Annotated in this window: 15 protein-coding genes; 9 read left to right on the forward strand and 6 right to left on the reverse strand. The window is 59.5% G+C overall.

The window, feature by feature from the left end; genetic code table 11:
* Nucleotides 1-22: 22 nt before the first annotated feature.
* The gene (locus P8A25_RS12170) at nt 23-325 is read right to left on the reverse strand and encodes a hypothetical protein (RefSeq protein ID WP_404838711.1); all 303 of its coding nucleotides are present in this window, start codon (nt 323-325) and stop codon (nt 23-25) included.
* On the opposite strand from P8A25_RS12170, the gene P8A25_RS12175 reads away from it, so the two are divergent.
* The 7 genes from P8A25_RS12175 to P8A25_RS12205 all read left to right on the forward strand — a co-directional run bounded on the left by P8A25_RS12175 (nt 324) and on the right by P8A25_RS12205 (nt 7,128).
* Nucleotides 324-1,796 carry a carbon starvation CstA family protein gene (locus tag P8A25_RS12175; RefSeq protein ID WP_215442403.1) on the forward strand — a complete coding sequence of 491 codons (1,473 nt, stop codon included), beginning with the start codon at nt 324-326 and terminating at the stop codon, nt 1,794-1,796. The genes P8A25_RS12170 and P8A25_RS12175 overlap by 2 nt on opposite strands.
* A gap of 4 nt (nt 1,797-1,800) precedes the next feature.
* Nucleotides 1,801-3,144: an MFS transporter gene (locus tag P8A25_RS12180; RefSeq protein ID WP_180975213.1), complete on the forward strand. Its 1,344-nt coding sequence runs from the start codon at nt 1,801-1,803 to the stop codon at nt 3,142-3,144.
* 158 nt (nt 3,145-3,302) lie between these two features.
* A complete protein-coding gene (locus P8A25_RS12185) occupies nt 3,303-3,896 on the forward strand; it encodes a peptidylprolyl isomerase (RefSeq protein WP_022396922.1) in 594 nt (197 codons plus the stop codon).
* 19 nt (nt 3,897-3,915) lie between these two features.
* Nucleotides 3,916-4,164, forward strand: coding sequence for a hypothetical protein (locus tag P8A25_RS12190; RefSeq protein WP_102721118.1), 249 nt, complete (start codon nt 3,916-3,918; stop codon nt 4,162-4,164).
* A gap of 60 nt (nt 4,165-4,224) precedes the next feature.
* A complete protein-coding gene (nagA, locus tag P8A25_RS12195) occupies nt 4,225-5,373 on the forward strand; it encodes an N-acetylglucosamine-6-phosphate deacetylase (protein WP_102721117.1) in 1,149 nt (382 codons plus the stop codon).
* An 87-nt stretch (nt 5,374-5,460) separates the two neighbouring features.
* On the forward strand, nt 5,461-6,501 hold the full coding sequence (locus P8A25_RS12200) for a biotin/lipoyl-containing protein (RefSeq protein ID WP_102721116.1): 1,041 nt from the start codon (nt 5,461-5,463) through the stop codon (nt 6,499-6,501).
* Nucleotides 6,502-6,564: 63 nt separating this feature from the next.
* Nucleotides 6,565-7,128 carry a DJ-1 family glyoxalase III gene (locus P8A25_RS12205; RefSeq protein ID WP_102721115.1) on the forward strand — a complete coding sequence of 188 codons (564 nt, stop codon included), beginning with the start codon at nt 6,565-6,567 and terminating at the stop codon, nt 7,126-7,128.
* Nucleotides 7,129-7,203: 75 nt separating this feature from the next.
* On the opposite strand, the gene P8A25_RS12210 is transcribed toward P8A25_RS12205, so the two are convergent.
* From P8A25_RS12210 to P8A25_RS12225, 4 genes are all read right to left on the reverse strand, one after another.
* Entirely contained in the window at nt 7,204-8,280 is a 1,077-nt protein-coding gene (locus tag P8A25_RS12210) for a glycosyltransferase (RefSeq protein ID WP_215442404.1), read from the reverse strand.
* The gene (locus P8A25_RS12215; RefSeq protein ID WP_180973307.1) at nt 8,277-9,362 is read right to left on the reverse strand and encodes a glycosyltransferase; all 1,086 of its coding nucleotides are present in this window, start codon (nt 9,360-9,362) and stop codon (nt 8,277-8,279) included. Before P8A25_RS12215 ends, P8A25_RS12210 begins: the two co-directional genes overlap by 4 nt.
* A 162-nt stretch (nt 9,363-9,524) precedes the next feature.
* Nucleotides 9,525-10,613, reverse strand: coding sequence for a glycosyltransferase family 2 protein (locus P8A25_RS12220; RefSeq protein ID WP_102721112.1), 1,089 nt, complete (start codon nt 10,611-10,613; stop codon nt 9,525-9,527).
* 6 nt (nt 10,614-10,619) lie between these two features.
* A complete protein-coding gene (locus P8A25_RS12225; RefSeq protein ID WP_102721111.1) occupies nt 10,620-11,720 on the reverse strand; it encodes a glycosyltransferase in 1,101 nt (366 codons plus the stop codon).
* A 584-nt stretch (nt 11,721-12,304) separates the two neighbouring features.
* Between P8A25_RS12225 and P8A25_RS12230 the strand changes: the two genes are divergently transcribed.
* Both P8A25_RS12230 and P8A25_RS12235 read left to right on the forward strand, forming a co-directional pair.
* Nucleotides 12,305-13,366, forward strand: coding sequence for a glycosyltransferase family 8 protein (locus tag P8A25_RS12230; RefSeq protein WP_180973654.1), 1,062 nt, complete (start codon nt 12,305-12,307; stop codon nt 13,364-13,366).
* Nucleotides 13,367-13,388: 22 nt separating this feature from the next.
* A complete protein-coding gene (locus tag P8A25_RS12235) occupies nt 13,389-14,489 on the forward strand; it encodes a glycosyltransferase family 8 protein (RefSeq protein WP_215442406.1) in 1,101 nt (366 codons plus the stop codon).
* A gap of 45 nt (nt 14,490-14,534) precedes the next feature.
* On the opposite strand, the gene P8A25_RS12240 is transcribed toward P8A25_RS12235, so the two are convergent.
* Nucleotides 14,535-18,251, reverse strand: a complete 3,717-nt coding sequence (locus P8A25_RS12240; RefSeq protein WP_215442407.1) for a VIT domain-containing protein — start codon at nt 18,249-18,251, stop codon at nt 14,535-14,537.
* Nucleotides 18,252-18,289: the final 38 nt, after the last annotated feature.

An 18,289-nucleotide genomic window follows, 5' to 3' on the forward strand; every position in this document is an offset into this window, starting at 1 on the left:
AGAGGTTGGATGAAAGCAACCTTTATCCCTTAGCGGATTGCCAATCCGAAAAAGAAATCCGATGTGCCATTTTTATGCATAAAAATCTGGCATTAGGAATTTTACAACGATTTAAAATTCCCAAAAAAGAAACTCTCATCAGAAAACGCCCCTGGGCGTTTATCTTCCTAAACATCTTGTTTTTATCATTTATTGTTGACTTCGGATTGGCAATCCGTTCCGTATTTTTTTCTCTTTCACTAACGGCTTGCCAGAAGAGAGGAGAACAGTTAAGTTCCCCGAACGGACAGCCTGTCCATGAGATGGCTGGACCTTTTTCCAACATGAACGGTTACTGCTACTTCATTCTGGGGATATTGATCCTGGCGGCCGGTTATTTCACCTACGGGCGGGTGCTGGAAAAGATTTTCCGGCCGGACGCCTCGCGGCAGACTCCCGCCGTGGCCTGCACGGACGGCGTGGATTACGTGGTGATGCCGCGCTGGCGCGTGTTCCTGATTCAGTTGCTGAACATTGCGGGGCTGGGCCCTATCTTCGGCGCCGTCATGGGCGTGCTGTACGGGCCGGCCGCGCTCCTGTGGATCGTCATCGGCTGCATCTTCGGCGGAATGGTGCACGATTACTTTTCCGGCATGATTTCCCTGCGCCACAAGGGGGAAAACCTGCCGGAAATCCTGGGCCGCTACCTGGGCAGCCAGGCCCAGTGGATCAGCCGCGCCGTCTGCATCGTGTTCAGCGTGCTGGTGGGCGTCGTCTTCGCCGTGGGCCCCGCCGCCATCCTGGCCCCCATGACGGGCTGGAGCGTTTCTGCATGGGTGTGGATCATCTTCGGCTACTACTTTCTGGCGACCATCCTTCCCATCCAAGCCATCATGGGAAAGGTGTATCCCCTTTTCTCCGTCGCCCTGATCATCATGGTCGTGGGCATTCTGGGCGTGATGCTCCTGGCTCCCTTTGCGGAATTCATGCCGTACTGGATGCACATTCCTTCTATGGAAGTGCTCCCGGACCTGGACTTCTTCCATAACCGCCACCCGGCGGATTTCCCGCTCTTCCCCGTGATGTTCATCACCATCGCCTGCGGAGCGGTGAGCGGCTTCCACGCCACGCAGTCCCCGCTGATGGCGCGCTGCCTGAAAACGGAGCAGGAAGGACTGCCCGTCTTCGGCGGAGCCATGATTACGGAAGGAATCATCGCCTTCATATGGGCGGCCGCCGCGCTGACCTTCTACGGCACCCCGGAAGCCCTGGGAGCGGCTACCGCCAACGGAAAGGCCCCGGCGCTGGCCATCCAGATGATTTCCGAATCCTGGATGGGCCACGTCGGCTCCATCCTGGTCATGGTCGGCGTGGTCATCCTCCCCATCAGCACGGGGGACGGCGCCCTGCGGGTCACGCGCCTGATGATTGCGGATTGCTTCAAGCTGAACCAGGAGCAACTGAGCCGCCGCCTGATGATCGCCATCCCCCTCTTTGCCGCAGCCATTGCCGTAAGCAGCATAGACTACGCCATCATCTGGCAGTACTTCGGCTGGGCCAACCAGCTCCTGGCCGCCGCCACCCTCTGGGCCGTCTCCATTTACCTGCGCAGCAAAAACCGCTGCTGCTGGACGGCCGCCGTTCCCGCCGCCTTCCTGAGCCTGGTGGTGCTCCAGTACCTGTTCTCCAGCCCGGAAATGTGCGGGTTCAGTTATGAAGCTTCCCTGGTCTGCAGCGTCCTGCTCGTGGCCGTCATCGGCGTGCTGTGCCTGTTCCGCGGCTCCGGACTGGAAAAAGCGGAGGAGCCCAACCTGTAATTTCATGAACCCCAGCCCCCATACGCCCGGAAACGCCGGCAAGGTTCCATGGGGAGCCTTCTGGCGACTCGTGCTGATCCAGGCGCAGAATTCCTTTAATGAAAAGGGGGCGCAATTCCTGCTCATTCCCCTGGGCGTCTGGCTGTACGGCACGCAGGGAGACCTGGAATACCCGCTTGGGGCCATCATCGTGCTGCCCTTCATCCTGTTTTCCCCGTTCGTCGGCTGGCTCTCGGACCGTTTCTGCAAGGCGCGCATCATCCAGTCCATGGCGCTGCTCCAGATCTGCGTGCTGGCGGGCATGTACTGGAGCCTGCGTACCCATAACCTGGACGGGGCCATCCTGTGGTTCTGCGTCTTTGCCGTGCAGGCCACCATCTTCAGCCCGTCCAAGAAGGGCATCGTCAAGGACATCGTGGGCACCTCCCGCATGGGGTTCGCCAGCGGCATTGTGGAAATGGCTTCCATCCTCAGCCTGCTCATCGGCCAGATCGGCGTTTTCGTCTGGTTCCGCTACCTGCTGGAGCCTTCCACGGATACCGTCTGGCACCACTGGCTGGGGGAAGGCTTCTTCCAGTGGTTTGACGCCTGGCTGAAACCCTCCGGCCTCAACGACGGCTGGTATGCCGCCTCCTTCCCCTGCCTGGTGTTCCTGCTGATGGCCGTTCCCGTGGCGATTTCCAGCTTCTACCTGCCCCGGTACGCTCCGGAGGGTTTCCGGCCCTTCTCCTGGTCCCTGTTTTACGAACACTTCCACCAACTGGGCAAGCTGTGGAAAAACCGCAACCTGCGCGTCAGCGAGATGGGCATCGGCTACTTCTGGTTCTTCGGCGGCACGATCATGCTGATGACCATCCAGATGGCCAAGGAAATCTCCGGCGGCAGCGACGATTTCAGCTCCGTGGGAGCCGTGCTGATGGCCTGGATGAGCGGAGGAACCGTGCTGGGGGGCATCCTGGCCTCCCTGATCTGCCGCCGCCACATCCGGATGAACGTCTCCGTGGCGGGAGGCGCGCTGATGGCGCTGAGCTGCGTGGCCCTCTCTACGGTCTCCATGACTTCCACGGTCTTTTATGCCCTGCTGATGGCGGCGGGCATCTCCGCCGCACTGTTCCTGGTGCCGCTGAACGCCTTCTTCCAGGACCGGGCGGACAACGACAAGCGCGGGGACATGATTGCCGCCGGCAACCTGGTGGACTGCGTGCTGGGACTGATGGCCGTCGGATTCCAATACGCCATGATGCTGGTGATTCCCCCCTCCTGGCAATTCGTCGTCATGGGAATCCTGAGCCTCGGCATGGCGTGGGTGATCTTCCGTTTTTCCCGCGTGGCGCCGGGCGCAAGATAAAATGTACTGGCAATCAGGCAGTAATCTTTAAAAATCCTCCTTTTAAAGAAAAACCTTTCCCTCCTTCCGCGCACCCTGCGCCATTCTCCCGTCAGGGCGCGCGATTTACTTGCAAACCCGCTTTTATTCGGGCAACATAGGGGGGAAAACAAGAAGCCATGAAAAAGTATCTTACCCTTCTGTTGTGCTCCCTGTGCGCCCTGGCGGGCTTCACCGCCTCTGCAGCATCCACCGCCAGCCTCAAAGACGTCAATATCGTCATCTCCACCACCAAGGGGGACATTGAACTGGCCCTTTACCCCTCCAAGGCGCCCGTCACCGTAGCCAATTTCCTGAACCTCATCAACAGGGGCTACTACAAGGGAATCTCCTTCCACCGCGTGATTCCGGACTTCATGATCCAGGGCGGCGACCCCACCGGCACGGGCATGGGAGGCCCCGGCTACAGCTTTGAAGACGAGTTTTCCCCGGACCTCAAGCATGATGGCCCCGGCGTGCTTTCCATGGCGAACGCGGGACCCGGCACCAACGGCTCCCAATTCTTCATCACCCACGTTGCCACGCCTCATCTGGACGGCCGCCATACGGTCTTCGGGAAGGTGCTGAAAGGCCAGGCCATCGTCAACTCCATCGTCCGGGGAGACAAGATCAAGGACATCCGCATTCTGGACAAGAACGCCGCGGCCGCCGTGCTGAAGGCGGAAGCCGCCCGCGTGGCCCAGTGGAACAAGGCGCTGGACGCCGCCAAATAAACCGGGAGCAATCAACGGCATGAATATTCTCAGGCGGTTCATCAACCAGGTCTTCACTCCGCAGAAAGTGGAGGCCACGCCGGAGAACGTCGCCAAATGGGAAAAAAAAGCGCCCGGATGGACCATCCGCTGCAACCGCTGCGGCCTGGAGGAACCCTTCGGGAAATACGGCATCCTTTACAAATCGGCAGGCAGGAAAAGGAACTTTGCCCGCTGTCCCCGCTGCCGCAAATGGTCGTGGCTCGTCATTTCCAGAAAAACGGCGTGAAACAACCCCGTATTCATCATCAAGCGACTCTAAAAATCCATCCACCAACCATTCATTTTTATGAAAACACTCATTAAAAACGCACGCATCATCTCCCCCGGCATTGACCTGCCCGGGGCTGCCGTGGAAATCGAAGGCAAGACCATCACCGCCGTCTATCCCGCCGGGAGCGAACTCCCCGCCGCAGACAAGGTGGTGGATGCGGAAGGCCGCATGCTCCTTCCCGGTTTCATTGACATCCACAGCCACGGCGCCGGCGGCTGCGACACCTGCGACGCCAAGCTGGAAAGCCTCCGCACCATTGCGGAATGCAAGATGAAGGAAGGCGTCACCTCCTGGCTGCCGACCACCCTCACCCTGTCTCCCAAGGTGCTGGAAGACGTGTGCGCCTCCGTGGCGGAATACATGAAGAACCAGGAATTCGCCAAGACGCCCGGCATCCATCTGGAAGGGCCGTTCATCAATCCCAAGTGCTGCGGCGCGCAGAATCCCGCCTTTGTCCGCCAGCCGGACTATGATGAAGTAGCCAACCTGAACTCCATCGCCAAGGTTCTGCTGGTCTCCCTGGCGCCGGAAATGCCCGGAGCCGTGGAATTCATTGAAAAAGCTACGGCCAGCGGCATCCGCTGCTCCGCCGGGCACAGCGCGGCCACCCATGCGGACTTCAACAAGGCGAAATCCGCGGGCCTGGTGCACCTGACCCACTACTGCAACCAGATGTCCCCCCTGCACCACCGTGAAATCGGCCTGGTGGGCTCCGGCCTGCTGGACAGGGAAATCAAGATTGAAATCATCTGCGACACCATCCACCTCTGCGCGGACATGCTCAAGACCGTGTTCAAGAACAAGGAAACGGACCAGATGATGATGATTACGGATTCCCTGGCCTGCTCCTGGATGCCGGACGGCCCCGGAGACCTGGGCGGCCTGCCCATCATCGTGAAGGACGGCGTGGCGCGCCTGCAGGAATCCGGCGCGCTGGCCGGCAGCACCCTCAAATACGCCCACGGCCTGAAAAACGTGCACCGCCTGACCGGCAAGCCCCTCAGCGACCTGGTGAAGGCCACCTCCTGGAACCAGGCGCAGTCCCTGGGCCTGGAAGACCTGGGCAAAATCGCCCCCGGCTTCACGGCGGACATGGTTCTGCTGGACGATGACTTCAACACCTGCAAGGTGTTCATCGACGGCGTGGAAAAATACAGCGCGTAACCGCGCGCCCGCGCGCCGGACGGGACGGAAACCCTTCCGGCGCGCCATCCCCCTCTTACCGTATTCCAACGTTCAACATTCACCTCCATGGCTATTACCATTGAAATGCCCCGCCTGTCCGACTCCATGCACGAAGGAATCGTCCTGAGATGGGTCAAAAAGATAGGAGACTTCGTAGAAGTCGGCGACCATCTGGCCGACATCGAGACGGACAAGGCCCACGTGGAACTCCAGGCATGCGAGGACGGAACCCTGATGGAAATCCTGGTGCCGGAAGGCGGTTCCGCCGCGGTGGGCGCTCCCATTGCGCTGCTTCAGTCGGAATTCGGCGCCGCCTCCTGTGACTGCCCTCCTTGCCCGCCCGTCAAATGCAGCCCGCTGGCCGCCAGGCTGGCCGCGGAAGCCGGGCTGAACGCCGGAACCCTGCGCGGCACCGGACCACGCGGCAAGATCATGGCCGCGGACGTGCGCGCCTCCATACGCCCCGCAGACGGCCCCGCCCGCCGGGTGCAGACCCCGCTGGCGCCCCGGGACACGCGCCACGCCACGCGCGTGGATAATTTCTACCTGTACTCCCTGGAGGCGAACATGGCCTACCTGGCCGCCATCAGCACGCCCATCGCCGTCCAGTGCGAAAAACTCATCGGCGGCCGCTACAGCCTCTTTGACTACGTGGTGCGCGCCGCGGTGAAAGCGTGCATCAGCGAGCCGGAATGGCTGGCGGGAGACTCCGCCGCAGAACTGCTCATGGTGCTGGACAAGGGGGAAAAATACGTCTTTATTGAAAACGCCTCCGGCAAGACGATTTACAACATCGCCATGGAACGGCTGGCCGCCCCCGCGGCAGGGCCGCCCCCCGCGGGCAGCATCACGCCCAACATCCTGCTGTGCGACAGCGGCGTGAACGTGGAAGCCCAGCGCACCGTGCTCCCGGAAATGCCCCACAGCATCATCAGCATCGGCGGCACCACGCCGAAAACGGGCATAGAAGCGGGACGCCCCGTGTCCAAGCTCATCCTGCCCGTCACCCTGTACGTGAACGCCAACATCCTGCCGGAATGCAAGGCGTCCAGAATTGCCGCCGAATTCAAGACGCTGCTGGAAAATCCGGTCCTGCTTCTCCTGTAGGGCTGCCGGCATCCTGCCCCCTTTTCCTTGAACGTTCCATTCCCTCCCCTTGTCTCATTAACCATGAAAAAAGTCGCCATTCTTGCCGCCCCCGGATTTGAAGAAATAGAACTCATGGCCCCGCTGGACATCCTGCGCCGCCTGAACTTTGACGTGCAGCTGGCCGGCGTGCAGTCTGACAAGGTGGTCAGCACCCATGACGTGACCGTCACCACGGACACCATGCTGGACAAGCTCCATGCGGACAAGCTGGACGCCCTGATCCTGCCCGGCGGCGCAGGCGCCTGGGTGCTCCGTGATACGCCGGAAGTCATCCATCTGGTCAAGAAGATGCATGCCGCGGGCAAGCTGGTGGCCGCCATCTGCGCCGCCCCCATCGTCCTGGCGAAAGCCGGCCTGGTCAAGGACAAGAATGTCACGGCCTACCCGGCCCAGGACGTCTACCGGGAACTCAACGAAGCCGGAGCCCACATCGTCAAGGATGAAAACGTGGTTCTGGACGGCAACATGCTCACCGCCAACGGCCCCGGAGCCGCCATGCTCTTCGGCTACTGCATCGGGGAATACCTGGGAGAAGACCTCCAGGTAGCCCAGCTCAAGGAGCAGATGTGCTACACGGGCCTGTAGGATTCCGGAAAGCATTCCGGCTCCTTCACGGTCTCATACCATACCAAAAAACCGAGGGAAGAAGGGTTTTCCATCTCACCTCGCCAGGTGCCTTTTCAGGGTATAATAAGCCCCCCGGCGTCCTTTGCGGGATGACATCAGGCGGGCACGCAGGGAAGAAAAGAAATTGCCCTGGAGGGGGTAGTCCAGCAGAAGGCGGCAGAACGCCTGGTCCCACCGGTCCAGCCGGGAGAGGGCTTTCTCCGCGCCCACCAGTTCCAGCCATTTTTTCCACCCGGACAGGAGGGTTTCCCGGTCTTCCGGCGACGCCTTGAAGAAGGCCCCTTCTTTCATGATGAAGTGCCTGCGGATGAATTCCATGTAGTAGTCCACCAGCCCGAAGACGGCGGGGGAATCCAGCAGGCCGTGCCGCTGCCAGAAACGGGCCACCCGGTCCATGCCCAGCAGGTCCATGCGGAAGTCGCCCAGCAGCAAGTCCCGTCCATACGTGGCGGAGCCGGGACGTTCCCTGCGGTAATGGTAAAAACGGTCCGACAGGGTCCGGAGCCGGGGTGCGAAGGGCAGCAGCATCAGCAGGAAGGCCAGATCCTCCCCTTCCTTCAAGCCCACCACAAAACGGAGGGAATGTTCTTCCACCAGGCTTCTGCGAACCAGTTTGTTGTACACGGGACCCACGCACCGGCACCAGGCGGAACCGCGGCGGAATTGCTCCACCCGTTCCTCCGGATAAAATTCATCATCCGGGGACCAGCCGCCCTCATGGACGGCCACACCGTCTTTTTCCACGAATTCCCGGCAACCGCACACCACGACGTCCGCATCATTCTTTTCAGCGGCGCCAAGCAGGCGCGAGAACATCCTCCGGTCCACCCGGTCATCCGGGTCCACAAAGCCCACGTATTTTCCCTCCGCGGCATCCAGCCCGGCATTCCGGGCCGCGGACACTCCGGCGTTGGACTGGCTGATAACCCGGAGGCGATTGTCTTTTTCCCGCCACCTGTACAGAAGCTCCAGCGTCCCGTCCGTGGAGCCGTCATCCACGCAGATGATTTCCATGGGATCCAGCGTCTGCTCCGCCAGGCCGGACATGCATTCGTCCACGTAGGGCGCTACGTTGTAACAGGGGACAATGACGGAAACGGCGGTTTTCATGATAATCCGGATAACAGGAGCTTAAGACGGTGGTACCGCCCTTTTCTTCCGCTGCATGCCGACATCAGGGTACTGTGAAGACGAGCGCCGGGACCGAGCTTTACCGGTTCCGCACCCAGCAGGCGGCAGAACGCGCGGTCCCACTTGTTCAGGCCTGCAAAGCCGGGCCCGATTTCCACGCCTTTCAACCATTTGCGGTAACGCGCCGCCAGTTCCCTGCGTTCCTCTTCATCCAGCCGCCGGAAGATTTCCTCTGCAGAGGTGACGTGAGCCAGCAGATAACGCTTCATGATATGGGCCAGCCAGCCCTGCCTGACGGCAGATTCCAGCCAGCCGATTTTTTCCCAGTAGGCCGTCACATATTCCAGACGGTCCATGTTCATGGAGTAAAACCATCCGTCCCGGTCCCAAACGTCGGAAAGGGATCCGGCCCTTTTCCTGCGGTAAAAGTATAATTGATCCGGAATGACCGCCAGACGAGAGGCGTGGGGAAGCGCCGTCAGCCAGAAAATGTCATCTTCCCCGCCGCGAAACCCCGGTTTCATGCGCAGGCCGTTTTCTTCAAAAAAGGAACGCCTGTACACCTTGTTCCATACCACCACGTCCATCCGGAGCCACACGGACTCACCGCTGAAACAGGATTTTTTGGCATCAGGTTCAAATCCGGGTTCCGGCGCGTGCCCGGCGTCTTCCATCACCGTGCCGTCTTCTTCGGAAAAGGAGGTATATCCGCAGGCCGCCACCTCCGCACCATGCCGCTGCGCGGTTTCCACCAGCCGGGCATACATGGAGGTATCCACGTAATCATCCGGATCCACAAAGCCGATGTATTCACCCGCCGCCGCATCCAGCCCCGCATTGCGCGCGGAAAAGGCGCCCTCGTTTTCCTGGTGAATCACCCGGATGCGGGCGTCCTTTTCAGCCCATCCGCGCAGCACGTCCGGCGTATCGTCCGTGGAGCCGTCGTTGACGCAGATGATTTCCAGGTCTTCCCAGGTCTGCCGGACCAGGCTTTCCAGGCATTCATCCAGATAAGGAGCAACGTTGTAGCAGGGCAAAATAATGGAAACAGTACCATCCATAGAGAAATCGGGAGTATCATTCAGTTTTTCATGGGAAAAACCAGCGGAAACCATGATTCATGATGCCCGCGCCTTTTCCCGCAACGGCTACCTTACTTCAACACGGGCGTTCCCGCAAGCCCCAACGATGCGCAGAATGTTAAGAACCAGTCCGCCGGGAAGCTATTTCCCACCGCCGCAAGAGGAAAGCTTCCCTTTAAGCCTGTAGTAACGTCCCCGCCGTCCGCGGCAGCGGGAGAGAAGCTTCCACCACGCACGGGACAGGAAGCCGGGATGTTCCGGCGGAGAAGCCAGCATCCGGCACAGCGCAAAGTCCCATTTGCCGAGAGTCCGGAACGCCTCCGCTTCCCCCGCCAGGGCAAACCATTCCCGGCATTTGCCGCGCAGGCGCCCCCATTCCTCTTCACTCAACTGCGGCAGGGGCTGCCCCGGATTCAGCAGCCGGACCAGAAGATAATGCCTCAGAGCCCGGAGTACCCAGCCGCGCTCCAGGCCGGATTCCAGCCAGCCGCATTTTTTCCAGTACGCCGTGGCATGCAGCAGGCGTTCCGCCACCAGCAGAAGGGGGCGGTCCTGTTCTTCCAGCATCTGGGAGACGGAACCGCGCCTCCGGCGGCGGTACCAGTACAGACGGTCCGGAATGACGGCCAGGCAGGAGGCATGAGCCAGCGCCATCAGCCATAACACGTCGTCCTCCATGGACCGGAACGAGGTTTCAAAACGCAGGCCGTGCCGGTTCAGAAAATCCCTCCGGTACAGTTTGTTGCACGTCACCACGTCCATCCGCTCCCAAACGGAACCCGCGCGGGCCATACTTGACTGCACTTCCTTTTCCACGCCCGCAGCGGGGGACCAGCTCAATTCCTCCAGCACGGAACCGTCACCGTCGGAAAAACTGGTGTAACCGCAAGCCGTGACGTCCGCGCCATGCCTGCGGGATTCCTCCACCAGACGGGCATACATGGCATGCTCCACATAGTCGTCCGGGTCCACAAAGCCCACATATTCACCCGCAGCCGTATCCATCCCGACGTTGCGCGCGGAGGCCTGCCCTCCATTTTCACGGTGAATGACGCGGATGCGGCCATCCCTCCGCGCCCACGCATCCAGAAGCGCCGGGGTAGCGTCCGTGGAACCGTCGTTCACACAGATGATTTCAAGGTCCTGCAAGCTCTGGTTCACCAGGCTTTCCAGGCACTCCTCCACATACGGAGCTACGTTATAACAGGGAACGACGATGGAAACGGACATGGGGCGTCAGGAATGGTTTTTTTCTCCGGCGGAAGCCAGGAGCAAGCGAAGAGCGGAATAGCGCCCTCGGCGCCCCCTGCGGAGGGAAAGACGCTTCCACCAGCGGCGGCGCAGCCAGCCGGGACGTTCCGCAGGCTGTTCCAGCAGGCGGCAGAAGGACGTTTCCCATTTGTCCAGGCCCCGCAACCGGTCCGCCCCTCCCACCAGGGAGAACCATTCCCGGAATTTTCCGTGCAGCCGGGTCCATTCCTCCGCATTCAGGCGCGGAAGCGGCTTGTGCGCCGGCACCAGATGCACCAGCAGGTAGTACCACAGGGCGTGCAGAACCCAGCCGCGTTCCAGGCCGGATTCCAGCCAGCCGCATTTTTTCCAGTACGCCGTGGCATATAGAAGGCGGTCCGCCACAAGAGGCAGCGGACAACCTTCTTCCTCCCATGGCAGGGAAATAGCCCCTTCTCTCTGGCGGCGGTACCAATAGAGCCGGTCCGGAATGACCGCCAGACGGGAGGCGTGGGCCAGCACCATCAGCCAGAAGGCATCGTCCTCCCCCTGCCTGAAGCGGGGCTCAAAGCGGAGGCCGTTCCTTTCCAGGAATTCCCTCTTGTAAAGCTTGTTCCATGCCACGGCGGCCATCCTTCTCCATACGGCATTTTCCTGAAAAACGCATGCCTGTACATTCTCTTCCACTCCTTCTTCCGGTGACAGGCTCCATTTTTCCAGTATGGAACCGTCACGGTCGGAAAAACCGGTATAGCCGCAGGCCGTCACATCCGCATCACTCCTGCGGGCTTTTTCCAGCAGGCGCCCATACATGGAGTGTTCTACGTAATCATCCGGGTCCACAAAGCCGATATATTCCCCGCCAGCCAGGGCCATGCCGGTATTGCGCGCCGCAGAAAGACCGCCGTTTTCCCGGTCCACCACCCGGATGCGGCCATCCCTTTCAGCCCATGCGCGCAGGATGGCTGGGGTATCGTCCCCGGAACCGTCATTCACGCAAATGATCTCAAGGTCCCCCAGCGTCTGGAGAGTTAGGCTTTCCATGCATTTATCCAGATAAGGAGCTACATTATAACAGGGGACGATGATGGAAACAGCCGCGCTCATACCAAGAAAACCCTATGTAAACGGATTTCAAATCCGTCATGGATTAATATGGAATGATTCCCGTACCGTTTGGAGTGCCGTAAACGCTTGCGGCTTCCGGAAGCCAAACCGTGAGGCAGCGAACTCTCTTTCCTGAAAGCCAGTGCGTCCTGACGGAATGCATGCATTTCAACGGCTGAGAGGCTTGCCGCGGTCCAGGTTTCCGTTGCGTAATTCCGGAAGGCTTTTTCCGGGGGAAAACGGTTTCCCCTCGAGGAAGGGCCACGCAACGTAAGCTCCTTGGTATGAAAATCGGCCCTTGACCCCGGATTTGAAATTCGTATGATGCCCAAACAAAATATGAGCGTTTTCACCGCCGGGAATGTCCCATGCAGAGAATAACGGAACGCCGGAACAGGGATGCCCGTTTTCCCTGTTTCAACAGCTCTTCCGGTATTCATCTCCGCCATGAAAAACAAGACCTTTCTCCCAACTACCTTTATACCGGAATTCCCGGCAGGCACCGGAAACGCTTTCAGCTTTTCCCATTCTTCTTCATGACCTGTTGAATTCCTTTTATGCCGACTATCTCTCCCTTATCCGGCATGGCGGAACCTCCCGTTTCCGTCATGTTCGCCGTCACTTCCTCCTGGCTCATCCCGCTGGCCGTGGCGATACGCTCCCTTTGCGTGCATTCCGATCCGCGGCGGAATTATGAACTCCATATCGTTCATCATGGATTGGAGGAAGAGCAGATGAAGGAACTGGGAAAAGCCGTTTCCGGCTATCCCCGCGTCTCGCTGGGGTTTTGCAGGCTTCCGGAGAGGCTGCTTCGCATTCTGCAGCACAGGGATTGCGGACGGTTCTCCCCTCTCACATATGGACGCCTGCTGGCCGCCGCCCTGTTCCCCCGGCACGACAGGGTGGTTTACCTGGACGTGGACGTGCTGCTGAATGGAGACGTGGCCGAACTTTACGATGCGGACCTGCACGGCGCGCCGATAGGCGCCGTCCGGGACTGCGCCGTCCTGCAAAGCATCAGTACGGGCCGCCTTCCCGACCATCTGGAATACATCAGCGGCATGGGGGTAACGAATCCGCGCCTGTACTGCAATACCGGGGTCATGGTCATGGACCTGGTCCAGATGAGGGAGCAGGAAACGGAAGACAGGCTGCTGAGGCTGCTTGAGGCCCATCCGGATTCCTTTCCGTACGTGGACCAGGACATCATCAACATTGTCTTTCACGGCCGCATTGCTCCGCTGCCCCTCCGCTGGAATTACCACTTCCAGTTTGAGCTGCACCATGCGGGAATGGCGGACCTCATCTCCGGCACCGAGTTTGAAGAAGCCCCGGCCCTGTTTGAAAGCCGTTCCTGGAAGCTTTTCCACCTGGTGGGTGATTACAAGCCGTGGCTGCCGCCGGATATGGAAAAAATCTACCACCGCCTGTATCTCGCCCTCTGGTGGCCCCTTGCCCGGCAAACTCCGGCTTTCCGCAGGGAGCTGCGCGCCCTGTACCGGCAATTCACGCGCGCCTTCCGTTCCCGGCTGCGCCACCACCAATGGAGCCTCCCCGTCTCTCCGGGCCGGAATTTCCGGAAACGCCGGGAGAAAATCAAAACCCTTCAACGCCAACTGGCCGTGTTTGACGGCTCATGGCCCTGATTCCATCCCATCCTTTAACATCATGCCCTCCTCCCTTTCCGCCGCACCGCCCGCAGCCTTCCATGCTGCCGCTGCGCCTCCTGCCATAGACGTCATGTTTGCCGTCACCTCCGCCTGGACCGTGTGCCTGGCCGTCACCCTGCATTCCCTGGCACGCCATTCCAACCCGGAACGGAACTACAGGCTGTGGGTGGTCCATGACGGGCTGGAAGAAGAAAACATGCAGGAACTGGACAAGGCCGTTTCCGGTTATCCGAACGCAACCCTTCAGTTCATGACCATTCCCGGCAAGCTGGAACAGATGCTGCGCCGGAGGGACGTGAAACGCTTTTCCGCCCTGGCCTACGCGCGCCTGCTGGCACCCAGCCTGTTCCCCCAGCATTCCCGGATTGTCTATCTGGATGCGGATACGGTCCTGTATGCGGACGTAGCGGAGCTTTACGATACGGACCTCTGCGGGGCGGCCGTGGGCGCCGTACGGGATACGGCGGTGCTGAGCAGCCTGGTAGCGGGGTATCCGCGGCGCCAGCTCCGGAAACTTCAACCTTTGGGCCTGCACGATCCCTTCCACTATTTCAACTCCGGCGTGCTGGTCCTGGACCTGGACCGAATGAGGGAGGAGGATGCGGAAGTCCGCCTGCTCCACGTCATTGAAGAACACAATGAGCTCCTGGAACATCCGGATCAGGACGCGCTGAATATCGTCTTCCACCGGCAGATTTTTCCGCTGCCTGTTGAATGGAACTACCATTTCCAATTTGAACTGGGGAAAAACGGACTGGAAGAGGCCTGCGCAGGCACGGAATTCGCCGGGGTTTCCAACATCCACGCCACCTGCTCCTGGAAGCTTTTCCACATGATCGGCTCCAAAAAGCCCTGGCTGTTCCCGGAAAAATCAGAGGAATACATCGTGTCTGCGGCCGTCTGGTGGAAGCCGGCCATGGAAACGGCCTCCCTTCGGCCCCATCTGTCCCAATTGCTGGAGGAATTCACGCAATGGACGCGACGGCAATTGCGCCACAATCAATGGCACCTGCCGTTCTCCTTCGGGAACGGCTTCCGGAAACGCAAGGCCAGAATCAACCTGCTGAAACGCCTGCTGCGCGTCTTTGAAGGCGTATAGCCCCGCCGGCGGCAACAGGCGTTCGAGAAGAGCCGCAGTCTCCAATCACTCCGGCAGTTTGATGATTTCCCCCGTTTTAGGTTCCCGGTCTTTCAGAACCGGATTCAGGCGGATAATTTCCCCGGCGCGCTTTCCGTCCTTCAACCGGCTTTCAGCGATGGACGCCCGGGTTTCCCCGGCCTTCACCTGGTAATCCCGAGCTCCTTCTGCCGGGCACGCCTGTACGTACGCCACTTTTCCCACATCCACCACCTGGTCCCGGCCATTCAGGCGGAATACCAGCGTTTTCCGCTTTTCCTGCGGACGGCCGTAATCCGTGTACACTTCCGCGTACAGGGTAACGGGAGCCAGCATTTTCTGCGACCGGGTGCCGTAATAATGCGTCTGGACCAGATAGGGACCGGGAAGAGCCTTGCGCACCAGGTATTCTTCCGGCCCGTAGCCCTGCGTCACGTCACGGGACAAATGGCCGCCATGAGTGGTCAGCCGATGGGAGTAATAGCATTTTTCTCCGGTGATGTCCGTGACCCAAAGGTCCATGTCAGACGCATCCGTGTCCCAGTTGATGACCACGCGCAAATCAGCCTCCACCGGCTGGAGAAAGGCAGGGTTCAGCCCCCCGGTATCCAGCTTCACTCCCGCCGCCCTGCTCCGGGAAACAAGCCGGTTCAGTTCCACCAGCACAATCTGCTCCACGCCGGTGAAGCGGCGGGGCATCGGGCGTTCCAGCACCTCCCGGTACATGTCGAACGCCTTTTGGGCTTCCCCCAGTTCATCCAGCACCAGCGCCAGATCCCGGTAGGACTGGGGTTCTTCCGGAAACAGCGTTTTTACGGTTTCAAAAATGAACCTGGCTTGCCGGAGTTCTCCCATATAACGCAGCTTGTAGCCCAGCATGCGCAGCAGGGAACGGTTTTCCAGTTCCAGCTCCGCCAGGTTGGACAGAATCTGGACAGCCAGCGCCTTGTCCCCCTTCCCGGCAAACCAGTCAGAGCAGTCCATGTAAAAACCGGGGCTGTCCCCATACTTTTCCTTGAGTTTCATATAGACCGCAAAAGGCCGGTCAGCCGCATCCAGAGCCGCCAGATACGGAGCCTTGGAGTCCCACGCCTTCATGTTCATGACGGGGGAAGAACCGGCATCCTGTTCCCGCGCCTTTAGTCCATTTAATGTTTCTCCCCCTCCCAGGAACAGGGACCCTACCACCTTTTGATTTTCCGGAGCGGAATTCTCGTTCCCCAGCAGATCCGGGGAGGCGGAGTCCGGAGAACTCCCGGCTTCTGCATTAAAACTTCCGGACGCCCTGATGACAGCACCGGAATCTCCGGATATATTGTTACCTTGAACTATAACAGGCGCCGGAGCGGATTCCCCCGAATTTTCATCCTCCGGAGAGGATCCGGCCGGACGCTCCCAGAGAGAATCCACTTCCGCCAGCATGGCGCTCCTTCTTTCATCATAAGCGGCGGAGTAATAGGCAGTTTTTCTGCGGGCCATAGTCTCCGCACCCCTTCTTGCCGAAACATTTTCCGGAGCCTTTTCCAATATCCTGTTAAACAGGGAAAGGGCCTTATCGTAATCCCCAAGGTCATAAAAGCCGTAGGCCAGGCGGAGGCTTCCCGCTATGTCCGCAGGCTCCCTGTCCAGTTCCCTGTTCAAGTTTGCTCTTGCCTCAGCCAGCTCCCTGTCACGGGCAGCGTTTTCCCCAGAGGCTTTTTCAGCCTGTGCTTCTTTTTCCCGGAGGCGCCTTTCCATGACCGTGACGCCCTTCAAGGCCGTCCGGTTATTACGCCCATCCTTCAATACTTTCCGGTAGATTTCCAGCGCCTCCCGGTCATTGCCCCGGCACGTATGAATCAAGGCCTGTTTCAACCGGTCATCTTTCAAAACGCTTTCCATCTCTTCCGGATTGAAAAATTCCTTTGCGTACCATTTCTGCATTTCTTTCCAGGAAGCAAGGCACGCTTTCAAGCGGTTTAATCTTGCGGTCTCTTCAGCCATGTCCTCCTTCCGTTCGCGTTTCAGCATCCTCTTGTCATATTCCGCCCGCAATTCTGAAGCGGAAGCGGGAGGACGCACACCATATTTCAGGTATTGCTCCAGGGAGTCCAGCACCAGCAGAGAGGTACCGGGCGTCACGATTCCATATTCCATTCCCAGGTTCCCCACAGCTTCATCCCTAACGGCAGAGGGTGGACGGCAGAGAAGTTCCTGGAGCCTTGCCTGGGCATACAAGGCCCTCAGCATGGTTCCGGGCGTCCCCGCGGAGGCATCAGCCGCCACGGGAATTTCCACTCCGGCAACCTCCACCGTCCCGCGGTAGGAACCCGGCTCCAGTTCCGCCAGCAAAAGGACGGAATCCGATGGCATTCCAGGAATTTCATACCTTGAAAACGTCCTCCAGGGCATATTCCCCCTGTCAATAATGTAACGGATGGAAATTTCCCCCCTGACGAGGCGCTCCATCGCCTGCTCCGCCGTTTGACTGGCCAGGTCGATCACAGGAATGCCCATCCGGATGAACGTATTCGCATCCTTGCGCGGTGTCACCATCAGGGCGAAGGTTTTACCGGAGCTAGTCCCCCGCTTTTCCGGCACGGGGCTGAAATTGATAAATCCATCACTGACAACCAGGCAGTCCGACGCCCCGGAACAAGCGCTCAGCTTTTCCCGAACAGCGCTCCAGTCACACGTGGCCCCGTCATAGCCCAGAGCCAGCAGTTCGCGGGCCAGCTCGTCCAGATTGTCCGGAGCGACCTCGAACGTTTTTGAAGGCATGATCCGGTCCCGGAAGACAGTCAGGTTGATGCGGGTTTGCCGCCCCTGCGTTCTGCCGCAAGCAAGATATCGTTTCAGAAAATCCAGGAATTTCCGGACATCCGCTCCTTTCATGGAACCAGAAGCGTCCCAAAGCAGCTCTATCGTGGGCGCAGCTTCCACGCCGCTCTTTCCGTCCGTCCGCTCAGGCCGGGGAATAATCACGGCGGCATAGTCTCTGCCGTCAAAGGACTCCACAAATACCTTCGCTCTCCCCGCATCTTTTCCCTGCGCACGCGGCAGGGAGATGAACAGGTCTTCCGTCAGGGACAGACCCTTCCATTCCTTTTCCGCCAGGAAGGCGCTGCGCCAATCCTTGAATTCCACGTTGTCCAGCGGGGAGGAAACGACAACGGGCTTCCGGCCGGCGAACACTTCCACCCTCAGCTTGAGGGAATCCAGTTTCTCCTTGAAATTCATCGGAAGCTGCAGGGACGGCGCTCCTGCGGCATCCACGGGAAGAACCGTGGAATAGCGCAGCCGCACAGTGCGGGTTCCTCCCGCAGGAATGGGATATACGCGCGTCTTGAACATGTTGCCGCCGGACCATTCCACCAGTCCGGGATCAACCTGTTTGCGCACCTCTTCTTCAAACGCCACGCGCGCCTTTTGCCTGGGTACCGGCACGCCATCCACCATGCGGCCGTTGATGTCCAGTGCATACCCCTGTACGATGGCTCCAGCCGGGAGAGGGTACACCAATTCCCCTTCCATCACACGCGTGTTGGGGTTGTGAAAAACCAGCGTCACTTCCGTTTCCGCCAGGAAATCCATCACGCGAGACTTGATTTCCGCCCGGGAAATGGAAACGGGGCTCTCATCCGCGCGGCATTCCACTTTCATGGAAGGAGGAGGGAGAACAACGGAACGCAAGGAAGCCGTCTGGGCCAGAGAAACGCAGCAGGCAAGAATGCACAGGCAGAGAGAATATGTAAATTTCATCATTCTAGGGGGGTGGGGAGAGATGGGAAAAGGCGGGCTTT

The organism is Akkermansia sp. BCRC 18949 (genome assembly GCF_045011645.1).
Lineage (GTDB): Bacteria > Verrucomicrobiota > Verrucomicrobiia > Verrucomicrobiales > Akkermansiaceae > Akkermansia > Akkermansia massiliensis.

Excerpts from the sequence above, each read along its gene's own strand:
- P8A25_RS12205 (WP_102721115.1), top strand. The coding sequence starts at position 6,565 with ATGAAAAAAGTCGCCATTCTTGCCGCCCCCGGATTTGAAGAAATAGAA.
- P8A25_RS12240 (WP_215442407.1), bottom strand. The coding sequence starts at position 18,251 with ATGATGAAATTTACATATTCTCTCTGCCTGTGCATTCTTGCCTGCTGC.
- nagA (WP_102721117.1), top strand. The coding sequence starts at position 4,225 with ATGAAAACACTCATTAAAAACGCACGCATCATCTCCCCCGGCATTGAC.
- P8A25_RS12230 (WP_180973654.1), top strand. The coding sequence starts at position 12,305 with ATGGCGGAACCTCCCGTTTCCGTCATGTTCGCCGTCACTTCCTCCTGG.
- P8A25_RS12235 (WP_215442406.1), top strand. The coding sequence starts at position 13,389 with ATGCCCTCCTCCCTTTCCGCCGCACCGCCCGCAGCCTTCCATGCTGCC.
- P8A25_RS12190 (WP_102721118.1), top strand. The coding sequence starts at position 3,916 with ATGAATATTCTCAGGCGGTTCATCAACCAGGTCTTCACTCCGCAGAAA.
- P8A25_RS12215 (WP_180973307.1), bottom strand. The coding sequence starts at position 9,362 with ATGGATGGTACTGTTTCCATTATTTTGCCCTGCTACAACGTTGCTCCT.
- P8A25_RS12225 (WP_102721111.1), bottom strand. The coding sequence starts at position 11,720 with ATGAGCGCGGCTGTTTCCATCATCGTCCCCTGTTATAATGTAGCTCCT.
- P8A25_RS12210 (WP_215442404.1), bottom strand. The coding sequence starts at position 8,280 with ATGAAAACCGCCGTTTCCGTCATTGTCCCCTGTTACAACGTAGCGCCC.
- P8A25_RS12200 (WP_102721116.1), top strand. The coding sequence starts at position 5,461 with ATGGCTATTACCATTGAAATGCCCCGCCTGTCCGACTCCATGCACGAA.
- P8A25_RS12175 (WP_215442403.1), top strand. The coding sequence starts at position 324 with ATGAACGGTTACTGCTACTTCATTCTGGGGATATTGATCCTGGCGGCC.
- P8A25_RS12220 (WP_102721112.1), bottom strand. The coding sequence starts at position 10,613 with ATGTCCGTTTCCATCGTCGTTCCCTGTTATAACGTAGCTCCGTATGTG.
- P8A25_RS12170 (WP_404838711.1), bottom strand. The coding sequence starts at position 325 with ATGTTGGAAAAAGGTCCAGCCATCTCATGGACAGGCTGTCCGTTCGGG.
- P8A25_RS12185 (WP_022396922.1), top strand. The coding sequence starts at position 3,303 with ATGAAAAAGTATCTTACCCTTCTGTTGTGCTCCCTGTGCGCCCTGGCG.
- P8A25_RS12180 (WP_180975213.1), top strand. The coding sequence starts at position 1,801 with ATGAACCCCAGCCCCCATACGCCCGGAAACGCCGGCAAGGTTCCATGG.